The following is a 20,785-nucleotide window of genomic DNA, read 5'->3' as shown; positions in this document are numbered from 1 at the left end:
AGGGGATTAATAGTTGAAGAAGAAATTACGTATCTTAGTAGTTTGGATATTAGTTTCACTCAGTTTTCAATTTGGAGGGTACTCCCTCTTGAACAACCAAATTCAAAAAGTTATGGGCGTGATGGGTGGGGAGAGTGAGCCACCCATCACGCCCCAGCTCAAAGCAACTATTCCTGGTTCTGATCTTATGAATATTCAGGTTTCTTACGCCAAGGATTATTTGGCTTATTCCGAAAATGGGACTCTTAAAATCTTCAACCTTAAAAAGGGAAAGGTCGTTTTTGAAAAAAAATCACCTTCTACTACGGATAAAACACTGGGAGTGCTTACTTACCAATGGCTACCTGACCGAAGCACCTTACTCTATTTTTATGCCAAGAAAAATCCAAATGAAATAACATCGGTTACTATATACCCTAAAGCGACCGCCCAGTCCCCTGCGCAGAATTCGACTCCTGAAAAAACAGAAGACCCCAACCAAAAAATTGAGAAGGGAGTTCCCAAAGTGGTTCAACCACAACCGTATACCGAAAAGCGTTATGGAAATCCGCAACTGACAGAATTATATTCACTTGAACTTCCGGATAGTGATGATGATGATACCCCTCCCGATAATCGTTTTAATCGAACGATTGATCAATTACCCAAAGGCGGTAAACTAGAAAACTTAGTTTTCTCAACACCTTCAAATCTAATCTATCTCACCGTGAAAAACGGATCTTCTCAGCTACTCATGGAAATAGATATCATGAAAGACGTACTCACACGAAATAAGTCAGGAGAGGTTATCTCCAATATGGCTGCCTCCGATCGGTATGGAACACTCTATGTTACCAGTAAAATTGGCGATACCCATCAAGTGCTTGCGTTGAGTGGCACTAAGCGTTGGGTCATCTCTAAAAAATCAAACGATAGGGTCATAGGGATCAGAGCAGGAAAGGTCTATCTTGGGGAAGTCATAAACAACGAACTGGTAAAGATTAAAACCACGTCAGACCGCTCAGAATTAACAGATAATCCTTCTTTGAAGACCGAATGGGAAGGTTCTATCCCCTTTAACGAAAAAGTATGTGCACTCATTGGAGTTAACGGGCAAATAGTCGTCTATGATAACCAAACAGCGAGTATTGTTACAGAGGGTCATCTTGCGGAGGTCAAATTGCAGGGCGATGAAAACTACATTTCTGTCGACGGCGCAGAGCTTATCCAACTTACGAAGGCAGAAACATCCACTCTCGTGGAATTGCAACCAGTGAAACCATAATAGAGGATGATGTAGACAGGGGGTATTTATAGTGAAAGAAGTAATAGCAATTATCATGACCTTAACCATCGTCCTATTGTCAGGCTGTTCAAGTGTAAAGAAGAGCGAGGAAAATAATAATCAACAAGCTCAATCTCAAGCTCAATCTCAATCTCAATCTCAATCTCAATCAGAAAACACGTCCCAAAATAGTGCAACTAATCAGGATAACACAGATCCCAGCTTACTTGAAAATATAGATACAACTAAAAGCCCATTTAGAAAGGGATATTGATGATTATCAAGGAAATATAAACAACACTATCCCGATTAAAATGAGTATTTATCAATTAGGTGAAGGTGTAGTTGGAACATACTTTTATGAGAAACAGAGAGAGGAGATTAAACTCAAGGGAAAAGCAGGAGAAAAAGATATTATCCTATTTGAGTATAACGGGACAGGGGTTAATACAGGTGTATTTCAAGGGAAATTTGTCACTGTTGATATAATAGAAGGAACCTGGGTAAATCCAGTTAGTAAACAGAGTTATCCATTTACATTGTCACTTCAAAGTAATCTTCCTGAAGTTGAATATGGAAAGAGATATTCTGTAGCCCTGAATACTAAAAATGACCAAGATGTAGAGAACTTTGCTGGTAGAATTCAAAGTTATCTAGTAAATGAAAATAAGGAACAGTTAGCGGAACAAGTAGTATATCCCATAACAGTTAAAATTGATGATAAAGTAACTAAAATACAAAATAATGCAGACTTTATTAAGAACTATGACCAAATATTCTATCCTAAATATAGGCAAGTAATTACTAATGCATATACGAAGTATCTATTTGCAAATTGGCAAGGAATAATGCTTGGTGAAGGTATATATAATATTTGGATTAATGAGGTTAAACCCACTGCCAGTGATTCTAAATTAATTATTAATGCTATAAATAATTAATCTATGAAATACTACTAGAACGAGAGGGTATACTTGAAAGTGGTTGACAAATTGGTGAGATGCGAATATATTAAAAAGAGGATACCCTTACAGGGTACGGGGGATAGTGGGTGCGGATGTTTTCTATGATAAACTGCTATCCCAAGCAAAGTTATTCCCTGGGTAAGGTGCTCGTTAAAGAAATAGTAAATAGTGTAGGTAGATATTTTAGGGGGAGATTGCAGTGCCTAACTATGATTTTCAATGTCAAAAGTGTTCAAAAAATTTTTCAGTATTTTGCAGTATCAGCCAGAAAGACCATCAAGGCTGTCCGTATTGTGGAAGTGAACAGATAATTCAACGGATTACGTCTGTCAATATCGGAGGAAAAAGCTTCGCCCAAGACAAAGGTTCTTTGGGAGAGTCCAAGGCTCCACGACGCCGGTATGGCTGAGCAGGGTGCAAATGAGAAACCGTGAGTTTCTCTTATTGCTCAAATAGTTTAGAGAGTATGTACTTATGGTTTTAGGGAGGGATACGGAGATGTCTGCGTTCATCTTGGATAAAATGTGTCGAGCGTGCAAACGCTGTGTCGACACTTGCCCGTTTCAAGCGATTTCAATGCTTGCACATCTCGCTGTCGTAGATCCTACTCTGTGTACGGAATGTGAAGCCTGTATGGAAGCATGTATGCACGGTGCTATAACTTTTAAAGCTACAGAGGAGAAGAAAGCAAATGGATGATAATCAACAACCTAATGCTCAGGAGCTTTTGCTCCAGCTTAACATTATAGAAGCAAAGCTAACAGATTTAATAGCACGCTGGCCCTATCATTCGGTGCAAGCAAAAATGGTGGCAGAACGAGAGGACTTAGAGGAAGAAAGAGACTGCATCTTGCACTTGTTAAGTCAAAGTGACAGTTAAATAATAACACGCACCGAGAGAGATTTGAGAAGACGATACCCCACTGGGGGTTGGAATAGTACGCAATGCAACGAGAGATAATATGAAAAAGAAAAGAAAAGAAAAGAAAAGAAAAGAAAAGAAAAGAAAAGGAGATGAATGATTATGGAGTTTAATTATGAAGTAAAGACCAATAAAGAATTTTCAACAGCCGTTGAAGATCTGAAAAAAAGTTTAAGTGAAAATAATTTTGGTGTTTTATGGGAACTTAATTTCAAAGATAAGTTGCAGGAAAAGGGATTAGATTTTCATCAGAATTTTAAAGTACTGGAAGTATGTAATCCAAAACAAGCAAAAGAAGTATTGGATCTTCATAGTGAAGCTGGATACTTTCTCCCTTGCAAAATGGTTGTGTATGAAAAGGAAAACAGTGTTTTTATGGGGATGATGCGCCCCACTTCTATGATGAGCTTGTTTGGGAAAACTGAACTACTAGGTATTGCACAGCAGGTAGAAACAGTGTTGAAGAAAGCTTTAGAGGACGCAATGTAGAATGGATTCAAATATGAACTAGAGGAGGACAAAGATGAGTAAGAAAGTTTTAATCGTAGGCGGTGTAGCTGGTGGGGCATCGGCAGCTGCAAGACTTAGAAGACTTGATGAATTTGCGGAGATTATATTGTTCGAAAGAGATGAGTATATCTCCTTTGCCAATTGTGGTTTGCCTTATTACATTGGGGAAACCATCAAGGAACGCGAGAAGCTTATTGTGCAAACACCTGAAAGTATGAAGAGTCGATTTAACATTGATGTAAGGGTTAACAGTGAAGTTATTGGGATTGATACAGCTAAAAAAGTTGCAAGGATAAGAAGTAAAGAAAATGGTGAGTATGAAGAACACTATGATTATATGGTTTTATCTCCTGGAGCAAGGGCGATTAAACCAAACATAGAGGGCATCAATCATCAGAGGATTTATACTCTCAGAAATATCCCGGATACTGATAACATTAAAGCTTATGTCGATAAAAGGGGGATTAAGAACGCTGTAGTCATTGGTGGCGGTTATGTCGGCGTGGAAATGGCCGAAAATCTAAAAAATAGAGGGCTCGACGTAACAATTGTAGAAGCGGCCCCTCATATTATGGCCCCTCTAGACACCGATCTTGTCACAATTGTAGAAAAAGAAATTTTAGATAAAGGTATTCACTTAATCTTAAATGATGGAGTAAAGGCATTTAAGGACCTGGACGGTAGTGTTGAAATAACCTTAAATAGCGGTGTAAATTTGTGTGCGGATCTCGTTATACTAGCCATTGGAGTAAGTCCAGACACAGGATTTCTTAAGGACAGTGGAATTGCACTCGGTGCCAGAGGACATATTATAGTCAATGAGAAACTGGAAACAAATGCTCCTAACGTCTATGCAGTTGGAGATGCCATAGAAATCGTGGATTTTGTGACCAAACTCAATGGGGCAGTCGCCTTAGCAGGACCCGCCAACAAGCAAGGCCGGATTGCCGCAGATAACATTACAGGTTTAGGCACTACGTATAAAGGTACTCAGGGCACCTCAATTATTAAGGTATTTGACTTAACTGCAGCAGGCACGGGTAATAATGAACGAACCTTAAGGCGATTGAAGATACCTTATAAAACAATTACGGTTCATCTTGAATCGCATGCCTCGTATTATCCAGGGGGGTTCCCACTGACCTTAAAATTAATCTTTAATGAGGATGGGAAAATCTTAGGAGCTCAAAGCGTTGGACGTGATGGAGTGGACAAGAGAATTGACGTAATAGCGACAGTTATCAGACTGGGTGGAACAGTCGATGACTTAACAGAATTAGAGCTTTGTTATGCGCCACCTTTTTCTTCAGCGAAGGATCCCGTTAATATGGCAGGCTATGTTGCCCAAAATGTCTTAGCTGGAAGAGTGGACCCTATTTCGATGGAACAGTATATGGCATATGATCAGGAAAACACGGTTTTAGTAGATGTACGTACTGAACTTGAATTTAAAAATGGGCATTTTGAAGGAGCTCTTAATATCCCTGTAGACAGTCTAAGAGAAAGACTTGGGGAATTAGATAAGGATAAAGAGATTCTCGAGTATTGTCAGATAGGCCTAAGGGGATATGTAGCCTCTAGAATATTAACACAAAAAGGGTATAAGGTTAAAAACATAGATGGAGGGTATAAATCTTCTCTAACAATGGCCGTTAAACCAAGGATTGTAGAAGGTTTGGATATCTCAAAATGATAAATACCACTCAATTATTACCAAAAGAAGATGTTATAAAGTAGCTTTTGTGGTATATTTATCAAAGATAATTTAAGTATCATGCTGGGCTTAATAACTCTCACTAGGCTCAAAATCCTGCCTGATTATTAGATTAGTAAGATAAGGAGTGACTTTTTATGGAAAACAAAAAAACATTAGAGAACTTAATGGAAGCTTTTGCAGGAGAATCGCAGGCTAATCGAAAATATCTTGCTTACTCAGCAAAGGCTGAGTCAGATGGTAAAAAGAATGCAGCGAAGCTTTTTAAAGCTGCTTCGGATGCCGAAACCATTCATGCTCAAAAGCATTTTGAGGTCGCTGGAAAAATTAAGTCAACTGTTGAGAACTTAAACGATGCAGTAGCTGGAGAGAATCACGAATATCAAAGCATGTATCCGGAATTCTTGAAAGTAGCTCAAGAAGAAGGAAACCAAGCTGCAGTGAGGACGTTTACGTTTGCTCTAAAGGCTGAAGAGGTTCATGCAAGACTCTATAAAGAAGCGCTGGATAATCTGGATCAGGAAGAAGAAGTGTTTTACTATCTTTGTCCTGTTTGTGGAAACATTGAGAAAGTAGTGCCCGAAAAGTGTTTTATCTGCGGTACTTCGGGAACGAAATTTATAAAGTACTAAAAATCTATACTGCCATAAGGTGCAGGTTTCTGTTCGATTGCCAGAACGTTTTTTTTACGTTCTGGATTTTTGTATTATAATTGAGGCCTGGATGTTATTACTCTTCATTAAATTTTCTTTTCAAGAAATCAAGTGCGGCAGCGTCCGCCAAGGTTGAAACATCTCCCAAGGCCCGACCCTCGGCAATATCACGTAGAAGACGCCTCATTATCACGAGCGTACCGTTTGGCAACAGTTTTCTGATTCAGCGCATGAAAAATTCTACGCTTTATTTCAGGGAAACCGGAAATACGAGCCCTAGGGTCCATTTCATCTATCACAACTGGATCAACAATGTAAGCAGGTACATAATAATTCAGCAATCTCATGAACAAAAATACCACCCAGATTGGAGGCATGCTGACCCTGTTTAACACTAATAACCAAAAGGGGGCGTAACAAAACTTGGGAAATTTTCTGAGTGGTGGTGTGCCATCCCCCAAAAAGAGGATTATACACCTATGAAATGGTGAATAATCCTCGACAATAACGGCAATTCTCGAACCAAAAGGGTCTGTAACAAACTGGAAAACAAGTTTAGTTACAGACCCTTTTGGTTTTATTAGGTTCAAATATCACAGGACTTTTCTAGCTTAGAGAATGCCAACACCCTTGGCTAAAGCAAATGCAATCGCCCCGCCAATCATGGGGCCAACAATAGGGACCCATGAATATGCCCAATCGGAATCGCCTTTGCCAGCAATGGGGCATATGAAATGAGCAATGCGGGGGCCTAAGTCACGTGCAGGGTTCATAGCATATCCTGTGGGACCACCCAAGCAGGCACCTAATCCGAAAATCAAAAGACCGACCATCAAAGGACCATATCCAGGGGTCATAACTCCTACGCTTTTTGAGAAAATAGCAAAAACGCCAAATATTAACATAATTGTAGCAATGATTTCGAAAAACAAGTTTTGCGTATAATTCCGGACCGCTGGAAAGGTACAAAAAACTCCCAATTTTGTGGCCTTATCTTCCGTAAGTTCCCAGTGACCGCGGAAGAGCAACCAAGTAATACAACCACCGGCAACGCCACCCGCTATTTGCAAAAACATGATGAGTATGGCGTCGGATCCTGAATAGACACCGTTTAAGAGTTTCGCAAAGGTTACGGCTGGGTTAAGATCACCTTGCGCACCACAGGCTATCGCAACAAAAATACCCATCATAACACCGACCGCCCAACCGGCAATGATATTCACCCAACCAGCGCCTTCAGCCTTTGATTTTGATAGACAAGAGTTTGCGACTACGCCGTTTCCAAAAATAATAAGCGTAGTTACACCTAGAAATTCCCCTAAATATGGAGTAACCATAATTTGAGCCCTCCTCATTTTCCTATTATTTTGTAATCTTTTTTCTTACCGCTGAGTAGACGCTCCTTTCTTCACAATGATTAAATTTAAAATATATTGATATAGTACCTCCAATTTGGATAAATACCTGTACATTAATTTGCCGGTATATATTACATTATTGCCTTAGCAAAGCCAGGAATTTTCCAATCATTCACCTATAATCTTCCATAATTGTGATTATTACATATAAAGTAGGATTAATTTGTCCGAATAGATTGACAAGTAACTGAAAGTTCTAATGAAGATACAAAAAGTGGTCCAAAGCCCTTTGATATCGGGACATTGGACCACTCTTAGTAAATGAAACTCCTCGTAGCGAGCTGCGGAGAATTAGACCTCAGAAATTCAAAACATATGCTGGAGCATCAGAACATTCCTTTTTTTCGTAGAATAATACCCATAGTACTACTTGTGATAAGTGCCAGCAAAAGAACTATCAAAAATCCTTTCTCTGTACCCTGCCAAGGTACCTTGAGTGTCATGCTCCAAAAACTTGAGATCATTGTAGGAATAGCTAGTAAAATTGTTACAGAAGCTAAAAATTTCATAATCTGATTTAAATTATTGTTAATGACCGAAGAAAATGCATCCATCATACTACTCATTATGTAACTATAAGTCTGAGCCAATTTCAAAGCTCGCTTATTTTCTATAATAACGCTTTCCAAAACATCCTCATCTTCTTCATGCATCTCTAGTAGATATCGCATCTGTGGGTCAGATCGCATGCGGAGGATTGTTTCGGCGACTATCACATTGCCACGAAGGGCTGCGGTAAAGTAGGTTAAGCCTTTTTCAAGATCAAGAAGTTGGAATACTTCTCGATTATTGGTTGATTTGCGTAGGCGAAACTCAATCGCATCTGTTCGCTGGCGAATATGCCGAATATATTTTAAAAAGACTGTATCGGCATGATACAAAATTTGAAAGAATAATTGGGTCCTTTTAGTTGTATCGAATAAAAACCTACTGACATCGTTGCTATCTGGAAGTACTTGTATCAGGTCTTCACTTATGGTTATGGTTAATTCAGGTGTTAAAATAATACTGAGCGGGCTGGTCTCATATCGATCAGCACCATGAGAAACAGGAACACTAATAATGGCAAGAATACACTTTTTGCCTAAAATAATCCTAGGACTGTCATCTTCATCAACTGCAAAACGAAAAAAATGCTCCGGTATCTGGACTGTAGCTGATATTTGTTGGATTTCATTAGATGTTGGGTTGACTAGTTTAATCCAAACTCCTTTAGCCAAGGGATCCCATGATACTTCTTGGAGACTATCTTCGAGCGTTTTGTAGGTTGTCAGCATAAAATTCTCCTTCTTAAAACCAAGCTTTGCTGTTAGAAGTTTAGTGCAAAATTCTCATATGTAATAGGTTACAAAGTAAATTGATTACTAACGTTATCCTTTCTGCACCCAATATTGTGCTTTGGAAATACCCTCAAGGTCAATATTCTCGACGATTCCGACGATAGCTGCATCGACGGCACTGTTATCATTTCCCATAACATGGCGGGCAGAACTTCCGGAGGTTACTAAAACATTCTCACCATTTCCAGCGCCTACAGTATCTACAGCAACCTGCAGGCTGATTGTATTCATGCCATCTAAATTTATAGGTTGAACCACTAAGAGTTTACATCCTACTAAGCTTTCATTTTTAGTTGGGGCCACGACAGTTCCTACAACTTTGCCAAGCCACATGGGAATCCCCCCCATAATACTAAACATAGTATTTTTGTTTCTATGCTAGTTTTTCTAAGTAACTTAGTTTGACGAGTTTATACTTTTTCCTTTGGATTATTTTGTGACAACATAGAATAATATTGTTTTATGTAACTACATAGAACAAACTAAAGATTTTCCAAGTATCCCTCATCTTTAAGGGCATTCGCTGCAAGGATGGACGAAGTTGTGGCAATGAGGGCAAAATAGTTATATAGAGAGTTCGTAAGGCAGGGAGACTCTGACTGTGAAAGTATTATCGAACATCCAACGAATAATAATAGTTTGCTATAATATAGCAAATTATTGCTTCTTGCAGGAAATAGTCTGTGCTGTATCAAATACTTCTTCTATAGAAGGACTAGTAATAAATGGATATCTCGTAACTAAAAAGTGCTATAGTTTTACGAGGGGGGATTCAGATGGAAGCTCTGAGCCGATCTGTCTTAGGTCAAATTGTGAATATCCAGATCTTGCAAGAAATTCAAGATCATTTTTCGGAAGCAACCGGATTGGCAGCAGTAATTGTCGACGTTGAGGGGAACCCTATTACTGAACCAAGCAATTTTACCAAGTTTTGTACATATATCCGTTCTTTTCCTCAGGGGCTATCAGGCTGCACTAGTTGTGATGATCGAGCTGGTCGAGCGAGTAGAAAGAACATTGACAAGCAAAAGCCTGTTGTGTATCTATGCCATAGCGGATTAACGGATTTGGCTGCACCTATCATTGTACAAGACCAATACATCGGCGCTTTTCTTGCTGGGCAAGTTATTTTAGAAAAAGAAGATTATGATGCCAAAGCAGAAATGTTTCGCTGCGTGTCTGGGTTGGGTATGGAGACAGAAGTTTTGTCAGAGTTTTTTGATGTCATAGAAGTTGTGCCAGAAAAAAGGCTCAAGGCCGCAGCCGATCTCATTTATATTATGACAAATTACATTGTGGAAATTGGGGTTTCCAATATTTCTCAGAAGCAACTCGTGAAAGAAGTAAAAGCCAAAGCCCACTTGGAAGCCACGTTGCGTGTTACCGAATTGAAGGCACTACAAGCTCAGGTCAATCCCCACTTTTTATTCAATGCGTTAAATACCATTGCTCGGTTGGCTCTTTTGGAAGGAGCCAGCAGAACTCAGGAAGTCGTCTATGCCTTATCTGATTTGCTCCGGGACAATTTACAGGATATTGACGTTCTGCGAACATTGGAAGAAGAAGTAAAATCAGCCAAAGACTATCTATTGATCCAAAAGGTGCGTTTTGGGGATCGTATTCAATCATTCATCGATATAGATCCTCAAATATTGAAAATAATGATTCCGGCTCTTACCTTGCAGCCAATCATTGAAAATGCCATCATTCATGGACTTGAAAAAAAGGTAGATGGCGGACAGATCTTTGTTAGTGGACGGATCGAAGGAGAGCAAATTATTATCATTGTGACCGATACCGGAGTCGGAGTACCTATGGAACGCATTCGCAGTATCTTCCGTGCTGAAAAACGAACTATAACTCATGGGCAAACGACTGGTCTAGGAATCATTAATGTTCATAAACGTATTCAGCATCATTTTGGTCCTGAATACGGTCTAGAGATAGAAAGTAAAGTTGGTGAAGGCACCAGTAACTACATTCGTCTCCCAGACTGCCGGGCATAAAATGTATCAAGAGGAGAATAAGAATGTATCGATTGTTGATTGCAGATGATGAACAATTAGAACGACAAGCCTTACGGTTTATAATCGAGAAAAATTTCCCCGACATTCAAGTAGTTGGTGATACTGGGGATGGCGCTAGTGCTATTAATATTGCTATAAGTAAAAAACCAGATATTGTGTTGATGGATATCCGCATGCCTGGAATAGACGGTTTGGAAGCTGCCAAAAGTATATTGGACTTGCTTCCCAATGTAAGCGTTATCATGCTTACAGCAATGGACGATTTTAATAGCGCTAAACAGGCCCTAACAATAGGTGCTGAGGGATACTTGCTAAAACCGGTACGCCCTAATGATTTACTGTCCACTTTACGGACTATCATAAGCAAAATTAGCGTGATACAGTTAAAGCAACAGGAAGAAGCTCTCTTACGTAAAAACGTAGAAGACGCCATGCCATTTATCCAAATGTCTTTTGTATATGATTTGATTTCAGGTAACATTATGGAACTGGAACAATTTTGGGAACGATCGACGTTTCTAGGGATGAAAGTTGATCCTGGGGTCGCCTTAGTTGTGGATATTGATAATTTTAAGCAACTCACCTATAGTGATTCTGAACTGGAAAAACAAATGTTAAAACAGCGAGTTTATCAGCTGATTTGCAGTGTCGTGGGTGATAATGGCTTGGTTACTCCCTTTAGCAGTGACAATTTGATTATTTTATTAGGATTTAAGGAATTAGATACACCAAAAATTATAAAAAATGATGTGCATAAAATAGCGACAAATATAAGAGATAGTATTCTTCGATCTATGAATACTAGTATTACGGTTGGAATTGGACGTTATTACGATAATCCATTGGATATACAGAAGTCTTACCGCGAAGCCTTGAATGCCCAGCGGCAGAGGTTTTATCTTGGAGATAACCAGATCATTCATGTTGAAGATATACCTCATCTAAGTACAGGACCCTTCAATTATCCTTTTCATTACGAGCGGACAGTATTGGATAAGGTTCGTTGTGGGGATAGAAAACAGGCTAAACAGGCACTGAGTAAGTTATTGAGTGAAATATTTTTGAGTAAAGCTAGCATTGAGACCGTGAAAGCTTGTGTCCTCGAATTATTGATCGTATTATCCCGAGCGGCAGTAGAAGGGGGTGCTAATTTAGACCAGCTCACCTTGTTAAATTTTAACAGTATTAATGTTTTAATGGGGTGTTGTTCTAAAGAACAGGTGGAACAGTGGATGTTAGAATCCTTAGATTGCGTTATGGACAACATGTTGGAAAATAGAAGCAGCATTAATATTCGAGTTGCGAATAGTGCGTGTGATTATATAAAGAAAAATTGCCATAGAAATATATCATTAGAAGAAGTTGCAGAAACTGTACATTTAAGTCGCTTTTACTTTAGTCGATTATTTAAGCAGGAAAAGGGTTGCAACTTTGTAGATTTTATAACGAAAGTTAGAATTGATAGAGCAAAGTTGATGTTGCAAAATCCAGATTATAATGTAGTACGTATCGCTGCAGAGGTAGGTTATCAAGATGCTAGTTATTTTTGTCGTGTATTTCGCCAAGCGACTGATCTGACACCTAATCAGTATCGTAAGGAGATGCGTCAAAAAAAGACTGGCAATGAAGGTAAATGATAGAGAAAAATATTGTAAGTAGTAACAGATTATAAAAACGCATAATTCAAACGAAAAGGACTGTGGTCAAACAGTCCTTTTTTGCTTTTCTGTAAAAAAAACAGTGGATAGAAAACAATAAAGTCTTATAAAAATAGTTCGGTCCAATATTTAGGATAAATATCTACAACGAACACCGCAAATATATCCAGTGGGTAAGCAATATATGCTGAAGTAAAAATGGATAGAAAAAGCTACTATTTGTATAGGTTTTAAATCTCTCCCTCCCAGGTTTGCTAGTATGTTTTCCCTGCCGGTTATAGGGATGGTCACTTAAATATACGCACCTGGAATCGATAGGGTGAAAGTAAAGTCTCGTTTATTGCAGGGGGGTGTCAAAGAACTAATATTCTTTATTCCAGCCCATATTGGAGAAGGAGTAGTTTACTTATTAAATATTTTGAGGAGGGGAGGTTCAAATCATGAGTGAGGCCTTAGGTATGATCGAAACCAAAGGATTGGTAGGGGCTATTGAAGCAGCTGATGCGATGGTAAAGGCAGCTAATGTCCAATTAATCGGCTATGAAAAAATTGGTTCAGGTTTAGTGACGGTGATGGTTCGGGGCGATGTTGGTGCTATAAAAGCAGCAACAGATGCGGGAGCCGCCGCAGCGCGGAAAGTGGGCGAAGTTGTTTCCATTCACGTTATTCCTCGTCCACATACAGATGTGGAGAAAATTCTTCCCAAAGTCAAATAGGAATTAATTTGGAGGTGTGAGCTTTATTATGCAAGAACAGTTAATTGACAAGGTCATGGACGAAATCAAGAAACGTATGGAAAGCCAAGTTCCTGACGAGACGGGACAGGAAAAAACCAAAGCGGTCGTAAACATAGGCATGACTGAGTATGTCGGTACTGCAATTGGCGATACCATTGGACTGGTTATAGCCAACGTTGATCCCATGTTGCATGAAAAGATGAAGATAGATCCAAAATATCGTTCTATTGGGATCCTTGGTGCCCGTACTGGAGCAGGTCCTCATATTATGGCCGCTGATGAAGCAGTTAAAGCTACTAATACTGAAATTGTCAGCATTGAATTGCCCAGGGACACTAAAGGTGGAGCCGGACACGGCTGCTTGATTCTTTTTGGTGCTGAAGAAGTTTCAGACGCTCGCCGGGCAATTGAAGTCGCCTTGAAAGAACTTGATCGCACCTTTGGGGATGTATATGCCAATGATGCAGGACATCTTGAAATGCAGTATACTGCTCGGGCAAGTTTTGCTGTCAATAAAGCTTTTGGCGCACCAGTTGGTAAAGCTTTTGGCCTGATTGTCGGCGCTCCTGCAGCCATCGGAGTGCTAATGTCTGATGTTGCTGTTAAAACAGCAAATGTTGAAATAGTTGGATATGCCAGTCCTGGGGGTGGTAGCCACTCCAACGAGGCAATTCTTATGGTTACTGGGGATTCTGGGGCAGTACGCCAATCGGTCTTAGCGGCAAAAGAAGCGGGTCTGAAACTGCTGGAAGCAATAGGTGGTCCAGCTCCATCAATAACGACACCATATATCTAAGAGTAGGGAGGGGAGAAATAATGAAAAGGTCAAAACGATTTGAGGTATTAGCTGCCCGCCCTGTCAATCAGGACGGTTTCGTAGAAGAATGGCCAGAGGTGGGTCTAATAGCCATGGGCAGCCCCAATGACCCGGAGCCTAGTATAAAAATTGAAAATGGGAAAATCGTCGAAATGGACGGGGTATCTCGCAGTAACTTTGATTTTATTGAACAATTTATTGCGGATTATGCCATTGATGTGACCGTAGCCGAAAAGTCAATGGCTATGGATAATAACGATATCGCCAAGATGCTTGTAGATATTAATGTCTCAAGAGACGAAATAGTAAATCTTGTTCGTGGATTAACAGCCGCTAAACTTGTGGCTGTGTTCAACACCATGAATGTCGTCGAAATGATGATGGCCATGCAAAAAATGCGGGCCCGTAAAATTCCCTCTAATCAGTGCCATATTACTAACATTAAGGACAATCCAGTACTGATTGCTGCGGACGGAGCGGAAGCAGCAATGCGCGGATTTGATGAAATGGAAACTACAGTGGCGGTCGTCCGGTATGCACCCTTCAATGCCCTGGCGCTTCTGATTGGTGGTCAGACTGGTCGGGGCGGTACATTGATTCAGTGTGCGCTGGAAGAAGCGACAGAGTTAGAGCTTGGCATGCGTGGTATTACTGCTTATGCGGAAACCATTTCGGTATACGGTACAGAAAATGTGTTTGTTGACGGTGATGACACACCTTGGTCAAAAGGCTTTCTTGCTTCGGCCTATGCTTCGCGGGGTCTGAAAATGAGGTTTACTTCCGGTACCGGTTCGGAAGTGCAGATGGGTTATGCAGAGGGTAAATCCATGCTGTATTTAGAAATTCGTTGCATTATGGTTACACGGGGGGCTGGTGTCCAGGGATTGCAGAACGGATCTGTAAGTTGTATTGGTGTACCGGCTGCTGTTCCATCGGGTATTCGTGCGGTGTTGGCAGAAAATCTGTGCACCACTATGCTGGATCTGGAAGTTGCATCTAGTAATGACCAGACATTTACTCATTCCGATATTCGGCGTACTGCTCGTACGTTAATGCAAATGCTCCCCGGCACTGACTTCATCTGTTCTGGTTTTGGAGGCATTCCCAACTATGACAATATGTTTGCTGGTTCGAACTGGGATGTTGAAGACTATGACGATTGGAATATCATTCAGCGTGACTTGAAAGTCGATGGTGGACTAAGACCAATTTCCGAGGAACAAGCTATTGCAGTTCGTAATAAAGCTGCCCGGGCGTTGCAGGCTGTGTTTAAAGAACTCGGCTTCCCGGAAATCAAGGATGAAGAAGTCGAAGCTGCAACCTATGCACATGGTAGTAAGGATATGCCTGAACGTAATGTAGTTGAAGATTTAAAAGCCGCTCAAGAATTGATGAGTAGAGGCATTACTGGTCTGGATATCGTTAAAGCATTGGCTAAAAACGGTTTTAGTGATTTAGCTGACCATATACTGAATCTTTTAAAACAACGTATTTCAGGAGATTATCTCCATACATCTGCCATTCTTGACAAAAATTTTAATGTTATAAGTGCAGTCAATAGCCGGAATGACTATCGTGGTCCAGGAACTGGTTATCGCATCAGCGATGAACGTTGGGATGAAATTAAAACCATCAGTCAGGCCATTAAACCGTCTGATTTTGACGTTTGAGTCAGGAAGAGAGGGGTATTGTAATGGAATTTAATGCGCAAATGATTCGAGAAATTATTGTGCAAGTCCTGCAAGGAAGTGAACAATCCAAAAGTGCAAAACCAGTGGTCGCTGGGCATCCGATGACTTTGGTGGAAAAAGGCGAAGCACGCCTTGGTACGAGGGCTGATGAAGTGGTGATTGCTTTAGCTCCAGCCTTTGGCAAATATCAAAATAAAACCATCGTGAATGTTCCTCACGGCGATGTGCTGCGGGAAATGATTGCTGGTATTGAGGAACAAGGTTTACATGCCCGTGTGATCAGGGTAATACGTACTTCTGATGTGGCTTTTGCCGCCCATGACGCTACTAAGCTGAGTGGCTCGGGAATTGCTATTGGGATACAGTCCAGAGGAACGACAGTAATTCACCAAAAAGGTTTGCCACCCTTGAGTAATCTGGAACTATTTTCCCAGTCGCCCTTGCTGGATTTGGCAGCTTATCGGGCTATTGGCGGTAATGCTGCTAAGTATGCCAAAGGAGAATCCCCAACTCCGGTGCCAACGAAAAATGATCAGATGGCACGGCCTAAGTTTCAGGCCAAAGCAGCAGTGCTTCATATTAAAGAAACGGAACACGTGGTTCCTGGAACTAAACCGGTCGAACTTGAAGTGAATTTTAATTAAGCGGAGGTGATAGAAATGTCTCAAGAAAAATTGATAGAAAATATGGTCCGTGAAGTTTTAAAGTCGATGTCTCAAGCACCACAAACTACATTGGCTCCTTCAAAAGGTACATTACAAGGATTAAATCCAGACCATGATTACCCTTTGGCTGCTAAACGACCAGAATTATTGAAAACTCCTACGGGTAAAAAGCTCTCAGACATTACGCTGGAGAACGTGTTAAATGGTAAGGTAACGCCCAAAGATGTGAGTATTGCTCCAGAGACACTTAGAATGCAGGCTGATATTGCGGATGGTGTGGGGAGAACCCAACTTGCCAATAATTTGCGCAGAGCGGCAGAATTAACGGCTATCCCTGATAACCGAATACTTGAAATGTATAATGCTCTTCGTCCCTATCGATCGACTAAAGTGGAATTAATCCTTATTGCTGAGGAAATGGAAACTAAATATAAGGCAACCATAAGTGCCGCCTTTGTAAGAGAGGCTGCAGGGGTTTACGAACGCCGGAATCGTCTCAGAGCGGAGTAGGGTGGGATTTTCATGACGATCGTAGCGGGTGTGGATATCGGGAATTCCACAACGGAGGTTTGTTTAGCCACTTTTGACTCATTAAGCTTAATTAAATATTTAGCCAGCAGTATCATAAAAACGACTGGTATCAAAGGTACAGTAGCTAACGTACCAGGAATTGTCATTGCTTTGGAAGAAGCGTTGAAAAAATCAGGGCTTAAGATGAGTGAGCTCGATGAAATACGGCTAAATGAAGCAACACCAGTCATTGGGGATTTGGCAATGGAAACCATAACCGAAACCATTATTACCGAATCAACGATGATTGGTCACAATCCATCGACACCTGGCGGGGTGGGCTTAGGGGTTGGAACAACAGTGTGGTTAAGTCAACTAGTTGGTATTATCGCCGGAGAGAAGGTCCTTTGTGTTATTCCCGCAGGCATTGATTTTCAAGAAGCAGCTGATGCTCTTAATGAGGCTATGACCCGAGGGATTGATGTTCAAGGAGTCATCGTTAAGCAAGATGATGCGGTGCTGATTGCTAATCGGCTCAAGAGAATCATACCAGTAGTGGACGAAGTGACCCTGATTGATAAGGTTCCCCTTGGAATGATGGCAGCAGTGGAAGTGGCTGAAGCGGGGCAAACCATTACAACCTTGTCCAATCCATACGGGATTGCAACCGTGTTTAAGTTATCTGCTGAGGAGACCAAGATGGTGGTCCCTATTGCTCGGGCCCTTATCGGCAATCGATCGGCAGTCGTTGTGCGTACACCAGCAGGGGATGTCAAGGCCCGGACTATATCAGCTGGATTTATCACTGTCTTTGGAGCAAAAGGTAAGGCTGATATCGATGTTGATGCTGGTGCTGCACGAATAATGGCAACAGTGGAACGGGTACAACCAGTTCTTGACGTACAGGGAGAAGCTGGAACCAACGTTAGCGGGATGCTGGAAAGAGTTCGCCAAGTGATGAGTGAACTTACATCCCAACCTCTTGGAGAAATGAAAATCCAGGATGTGCTGGCAGTCGATACATTTGTACCCCAAAAAGTACAGGGCGGGTTAGCTGGAGAATTCGCGCTAGAAAATGCGGTGGCTTTGTCGGCTATGGTAAAAACGAGCCGCCTTCCTATGCAACAGATAGCCGACCAGTTAACCAAAAATCTCGGCCTTCGAGTTGTGATTGCGGGAGTGGAGGCTAATATGGCAATTCGTGGTGCCCTTACGACTCCTGGTACAGATAAACCCCTGGCAATTCTTGATATGGGCGGTGGCTCGACGGATGCGGCCATTATCACTAGGGATGAGCGGGTATTATCTATCCATTTGGCTGGAGCTGGTGATATGGTCACGATGCTCATCAATTCCGAATTAGGACTCAATGATTTTGATCTATCAGAAGACATCAAGAAATATCCTCTGGCTAAAGTCGAAAGTTTATTTCATATACGGTTAGAGGATGGGACGGTGCGGTTTTATGAGCATCATCTTCCGCCTGAGGTTTTTTCTCGTGTGGTCATTCTAAAAGCAGGTGATATGGTTCCCATTCCCACAAATCATCCCTTGGATAAGGTTCGTCATGTGCGTCGGGAGGCCAAAAAACGGGTGTTTGTAACAAATGCCTTGCGGTCTTTAGCGCGGGTGGCCCCTACAGGCAATATCCGCCATATCGATTTCGTTGTTTTGGTAGGAGGATCAGCCTTGGATTTTGAAGTGGCGGATATGGTGACCGATGCCTTGGCAGAGTATGGAATTGTATGCGGACGGGGAAATATTCGGGGCTCGGAAGGTCCGCGAAATGCCGTTGCTACTGGACTGGTACTATCCTATCTTGGCGGAGAGGCGTGAATAGAATGCTACCCGACGGAGCATCAGTTAAACCTTGTGTGCTGATTCATGTTTTTCCCCACTTTGGCTGGAAAGAGAAAATCAGAGAAGTGCAAGCAGGCCTGGAAGAAGAGGGAATACCTAGCTTAGTAGTACAGGTTAAGGAATCCGATGTAGTTGCTCTGGCTTTTCAAGGGGCTTGCGCTTCAAAACTTGGGGTGGGATTAGGTATCGGGGCAGATGGTTTATGTATCCATTATTTCAAGTTGCCTGATCAGCACCCTCTATTCGCCCTAAATGTTCCGGGAACACCTATACAATGGCGTCATTTCGGCTACAATGCAGCTCGTCTAGTCAAAGGCATTCCCTTTAAAGAACAGCCATTGGAAGATCTCGCTCCCCAGTTTGTGGATTCAAGTCTACTGTATAACTTAGTTTATGGTATCGTTCAGAAAGTTCTTCGAGAAACTGACCAAGGCCATGGGGAGGTGAAACATGGTCAGAAAAGCGTTTGGGTTAATTGAAACAGTTGGATTGGTTGCGGCCCTTGAAGCGGCTGATGCGGCACTCAAAGCAGCCAATATTGAGTTAATCGGGTATGAACTGACTAAAGGCAAGGGAATGGTGCTTGTCAAATTTAGTGGCGACGTTGGAGCTATTAAAGTGGCAGTTGAGGCAGGTAGGATAGCTGCTGGAAAGGTTAATAAGGTAGTGGCTACTCATGTTATACCACGGCCTCATCAACAGTTGTCTTCTGTTTTGGCCACAAAGGAAACCTCAAATAGGAAAGTTCAGGCAGCTTCGGAAATGGTCATTGATATTCAAGTGGCTACGAATGAAAGCGAGAATATTGAAGAACATGGGGTGCAGCTCCAGATACTACAAGAAATAGAAGGGGGAGAGGAGCTGGAAATAGCCCCTATCGAACTGAATAATGAAAATCCAGAGCCCATTGGAGTTGTTTCTAGTGTCGAGCAGGGCAAAAATCCAGCTGTACTTTGCAATTTTTGTAGAGATCCAGCTTGTCACCGCAAAAAGGGTGATCCCAAGGTAACTTGTATTCACTATGGAAAAAATAATGAGGAGGCTGAATAGATATGCGCGGAGAAGCACTGGGAATGGTAGAAACAAAAGGTTTAGTTGCAGCAATTGAAGCTGCTGATGCTATGGTTAAGGCAGCAAATGTTATATTAATCGGCTATGAAAAAATTGGTTCTGGTTTGGTGACTGTATTGGTAAGAGGAGATGTTGGGGCAGTGAAGGCAGCTACAGACACTGGCGCTGCGGCTGCCCAAAAAGTCGGTGAGCTAGTTTCTGTACATGTTATTCCACGTCCTCATACAGATATTGAAAAGATTCTTCCCAAGGTTGAGGGTATTTAATAAATAATTAAAGTATCGGCAGAATGAGGTGAGATGATGGAGAGGTTTATGATTGATCAAATTGTGACACAAGTGTTAAGCGTTTTTTCAAATTCTGTAGTGGCCGATGGGGCGGTAAAGGGCATTCCTGTAGGTATATCCAATCGCCATATCCACCTCTCTGCCTACCATGTTGAAACATTGTTTGGTCGAGGTCATACTCTGACACCGAAAAAAGATCTGACGCAGGTTGGCGAATTTGCCGCTGAAGAAACAGTTACTCTTGTAGGACCAAAGGGCGTGCTTCAAGGTGTTAGAGTGCTCGGACCGGCACGAAAGATTACACAGGTAGAAATATCTTGTACTGACGGATTTAATTTAGGCATTTTGCCACCTTTGCGCGATTCGGGTCAGATTGTTGAATCGGCTGGTCTAGTTGTAGTTGGTACCTCTGGCGCAATTACCCTAAAAGATGGGGTGATTTGTGCAGCCAGACATATTCATATGAATCATGATGACGCCCAGCGGTTCGGTGTTTCCGATGGAGATCGTGTTATGGCTGAGGTTGACGGTCCGCGGGGATGTATCTTTAAGAACGTTTTGGTACGCGTACATCCCAGTTTTCGATTGGAATTTCATCTCGATACTGATGAGGCTAACGCCGTTGGACTGAAAAATGGCGATCAAGTAAGGTTGCCACAGTGCGAGGAGGTGTAGC

Annotated in this window: 24 protein-coding genes and 1 pseudogene; 21 read left to right on the top strand and 4 right to left on the bottom strand. The window is 41.5% G+C overall.

Annotated elements, in window-relative coordinates; translation table 11 throughout:
• The first annotated feature begins 13 nt into the window (after positions 1-13).
• From E4K67_RS04990 to E4K67_RS04950, 9 genes are all read left to right on the top strand, one after another.
• Positions 14-1,264 carry a hypothetical protein gene (locus tag E4K67_RS04990; RefSeq protein WP_135545330.1) on the top strand — a complete coding sequence of 417 codons (1,251 nt, stop codon included), beginning with the start codon at positions 14-16 and terminating at the stop codon, positions 1,262-1,264.
• A gap of 31 nt (positions 1,265-1,295) precedes the next feature.
• The gene (locus E4K67_RS04985; RefSeq protein ID WP_135545329.1) at positions 1,296-1,538 is read left to right on the top strand and encodes a hypothetical protein; all 243 of its coding nucleotides are present in this window, start codon (positions 1,296-1,298) and stop codon (positions 1,536-1,538) included.
• A gap of 40 nt (positions 1,539-1,578) precedes the next feature.
• The gene (locus E4K67_RS04980) at positions 1,579-2,205 is read left to right on the top strand and encodes a hypothetical protein (RefSeq protein ID WP_135545328.1); all 627 of its coding nucleotides are present in this window, start codon (positions 1,579-1,581) and stop codon (positions 2,203-2,205) included.
• Between the two features lie 223 nt (positions 2,206-2,428).
• The gene (locus E4K67_RS04975) at positions 2,429-2,638 is read left to right on the top strand and encodes an FmdB family zinc ribbon protein (protein WP_135545327.1); all 210 of its coding nucleotides are present in this window, start codon (positions 2,429-2,431) and stop codon (positions 2,636-2,638) included.
• A gap of 89 nt (positions 2,639-2,727) precedes the next feature.
• Positions 2,728-2,928 carry a 4Fe-4S dicluster domain-containing protein gene (locus E4K67_RS30475; RefSeq protein ID WP_135545326.1) on the top strand — a complete coding sequence of 67 codons (201 nt, stop codon included), beginning with the start codon at positions 2,728-2,730 and terminating at the stop codon, positions 2,926-2,928.
• Entirely contained in the window at positions 2,921-3,109 is a 189-nt protein-coding gene (locus E4K67_RS30470) for a hypothetical protein (RefSeq protein ID WP_135545325.1), read from the top strand. Before E4K67_RS30475 ends, E4K67_RS30470 begins: the two co-directional genes overlap by 8 nt.
• A 144-nt stretch (positions 3,110-3,253) precedes the next feature.
• Complete coding sequence (locus E4K67_RS04960; protein ID WP_135545324.1) at positions 3,254-3,640, top strand: DUF302 domain-containing protein; 387 nt, start codon at positions 3,254-3,256, stop codon at positions 3,638-3,640.
• A 34-nt stretch (positions 3,641-3,674) separates the two neighbouring features.
• On the top strand, positions 3,675-5,354 hold the full coding sequence (locus E4K67_RS04955; protein WP_135545323.1) for a CoA-disulfide reductase: 1,680 nt from the start codon (positions 3,675-3,677) through the stop codon (positions 5,352-5,354).
• 158 nt (positions 5,355-5,512) lie between these two features.
• Positions 5,513-6,007 carry a rubrerythrin family protein gene (locus E4K67_RS04950; RefSeq protein ID WP_135545322.1) on the top strand — a complete coding sequence of 165 codons (495 nt, stop codon included), beginning with the start codon at positions 5,513-5,515 and terminating at the stop codon, positions 6,005-6,007.
• 206 nt (positions 6,008-6,213) lie between these two features.
• On the opposite strand, the pseudogene E4K67_RS04940 reads toward E4K67_RS04950, so the two are convergent.
• The 4 genes and pseudogenes from E4K67_RS04940 to E4K67_RS04925 form a co-directional block, all read right to left on the bottom strand.
• Positions 6,214-6,496: pseudogene (locus E4K67_RS04940) on the bottom strand (butyrate kinase); the annotation flags it as partial.
• A 143-nt stretch (positions 6,497-6,639) separates the two neighbouring features.
• Positions 6,640-7,365, bottom strand: coding sequence for an MIP/aquaporin family protein (locus E4K67_RS04935; RefSeq protein WP_135545321.1), 726 nt, complete (start codon positions 7,363-7,365; stop codon positions 6,640-6,642).
• 407 nt (positions 7,366-7,772) lie between these two features.
• On the bottom strand, positions 7,773-8,723 hold the full coding sequence (locus E4K67_RS04930; protein ID WP_135545320.1) for a magnesium transporter CorA family protein: 951 nt from the start codon (positions 8,721-8,723) through the stop codon (positions 7,773-7,775).
• 93 nt (positions 8,724-8,816) lie between these two features.
• Positions 8,817-9,119 (bottom strand): EutN/CcmL family microcompartment protein, encoded by a 303-nt coding sequence (locus E4K67_RS04925; protein ID WP_135545319.1) that lies wholly within the window; start codon positions 9,117-9,119, stop codon positions 8,817-8,819.
• Between the two features lie 443 nt (positions 9,120-9,562).
• Here E4K67_RS04925 and E4K67_RS04920 point away from each other — a divergent pair, with 443 nt between their 5' ends.
• From E4K67_RS04920 to pduL, 12 genes are all read left to right on the top strand, one after another.
• Positions 9,563-10,792, top strand: coding sequence for a sensor histidine kinase (locus E4K67_RS04920; RefSeq protein ID WP_135545318.1), 1,230 nt, complete (start codon positions 9,563-9,565; stop codon positions 10,790-10,792).
• A 23-nt stretch (positions 10,793-10,815) separates the two neighbouring features.
• Positions 10,816-12,450: a response regulator transcription factor gene (locus E4K67_RS04915; protein ID WP_135545317.1), complete on the top strand. Its 1,635-nt coding sequence runs from the start codon at positions 10,816-10,818 to the stop codon at positions 12,448-12,450.
• A 458-nt stretch (positions 12,451-12,908) separates the two neighbouring features.
• On the top strand, positions 12,909-13,187 hold the full coding sequence (eutM, locus tag E4K67_RS04910) for an ethanolamine utilization microcompartment protein EutM (protein ID WP_135545316.1): 279 nt from the start codon (positions 12,909-12,911) through the stop codon (positions 13,185-13,187).
• A gap of 28 nt (positions 13,188-13,215) precedes the next feature.
• Positions 13,216-14,004 (top strand): propanediol utilization microcompartment protein PduB, encoded by a 789-nt coding sequence (gene pduB / locus E4K67_RS04905; RefSeq protein WP_135545315.1) that lies wholly within the window; start codon positions 13,216-13,218, stop codon positions 14,002-14,004.
• Positions 14,005-14,024: 20 nt separating this feature from the next.
• Positions 14,025-15,695: a propanediol/glycerol family dehydratase large subunit gene (locus E4K67_RS04900; RefSeq protein ID WP_135545314.1), complete on the top strand. Its 1,671-nt coding sequence runs from the start codon at positions 14,025-14,027 to the stop codon at positions 15,693-15,695.
• A gap of 23 nt (positions 15,696-15,718) precedes the next feature.
• A complete protein-coding gene (locus E4K67_RS04895) occupies positions 15,719-16,360 on the top strand; it encodes a propanediol/glycerol family dehydratase medium subunit (RefSeq protein WP_135545313.1) in 642 nt (213 codons plus the stop codon).
• Between the two features lie 15 nt (positions 16,361-16,375).
• Positions 16,376-16,891 carry a diol dehydratase small subunit gene (locus tag E4K67_RS04890; protein WP_135545312.1) on the top strand — a complete coding sequence of 172 codons (516 nt, stop codon included), beginning with the start codon at positions 16,376-16,378 and terminating at the stop codon, positions 16,889-16,891.
• Between the two features lie 12 nt (positions 16,892-16,903).
• The gene (locus tag E4K67_RS04885) at positions 16,904-18,727 is read left to right on the top strand and encodes a diol dehydratase reactivase subunit alpha (protein WP_135545311.1); all 1,824 of its coding nucleotides are present in this window, start codon (positions 16,904-16,906) and stop codon (positions 18,725-18,727) included.
• A gap of 5 nt (positions 18,728-18,732) precedes the next feature.
• A complete protein-coding gene (locus E4K67_RS04880; RefSeq protein ID WP_135545889.1) occupies positions 18,733-19,230 on the top strand; it encodes a glycerol dehydratase reactivase beta/small subunit family protein in 498 nt (165 codons plus the stop codon).
• On the top strand, positions 19,202-19,801 hold the full coding sequence (locus tag E4K67_RS31020) for a BMC domain-containing protein (protein ID WP_135545310.1): 600 nt from the start codon (positions 19,202-19,204) through the stop codon (positions 19,799-19,801). Before E4K67_RS04880 ends, E4K67_RS31020 begins: the two co-directional genes overlap by 29 nt.
• A 2-nt stretch (positions 19,802-19,803) precedes the next feature.
• Positions 19,804-20,088, top strand: a complete 285-nt coding sequence (eutM, locus tag E4K67_RS04870; RefSeq protein WP_135545309.1) for an ethanolamine utilization microcompartment protein EutM — start codon at positions 19,804-19,806, stop codon at positions 20,086-20,088.
• Between the two features lie 48 nt (positions 20,089-20,136).
• Positions 20,137-20,784, top strand: coding sequence for a phosphate propanoyltransferase (gene pduL / locus E4K67_RS04865; protein WP_199242467.1), 648 nt, complete (start codon positions 20,137-20,139; stop codon positions 20,782-20,784).
• Position 20,785 lies beyond the last annotated feature (1 nt).

This window comes from Desulfosporosinus fructosivorans (genome assembly GCF_004766045.1).
GTDB lineage: Bacteria > Bacillota > Desulfitobacteriia > Desulfitobacteriales > Desulfitobacteriaceae > Desulfosporosinus > Desulfosporosinus fructosivorans.
Note: the sequence above shows the minus strand (reverse complement) of the source record. Positions and strands in the feature narration are given on the sequence as shown.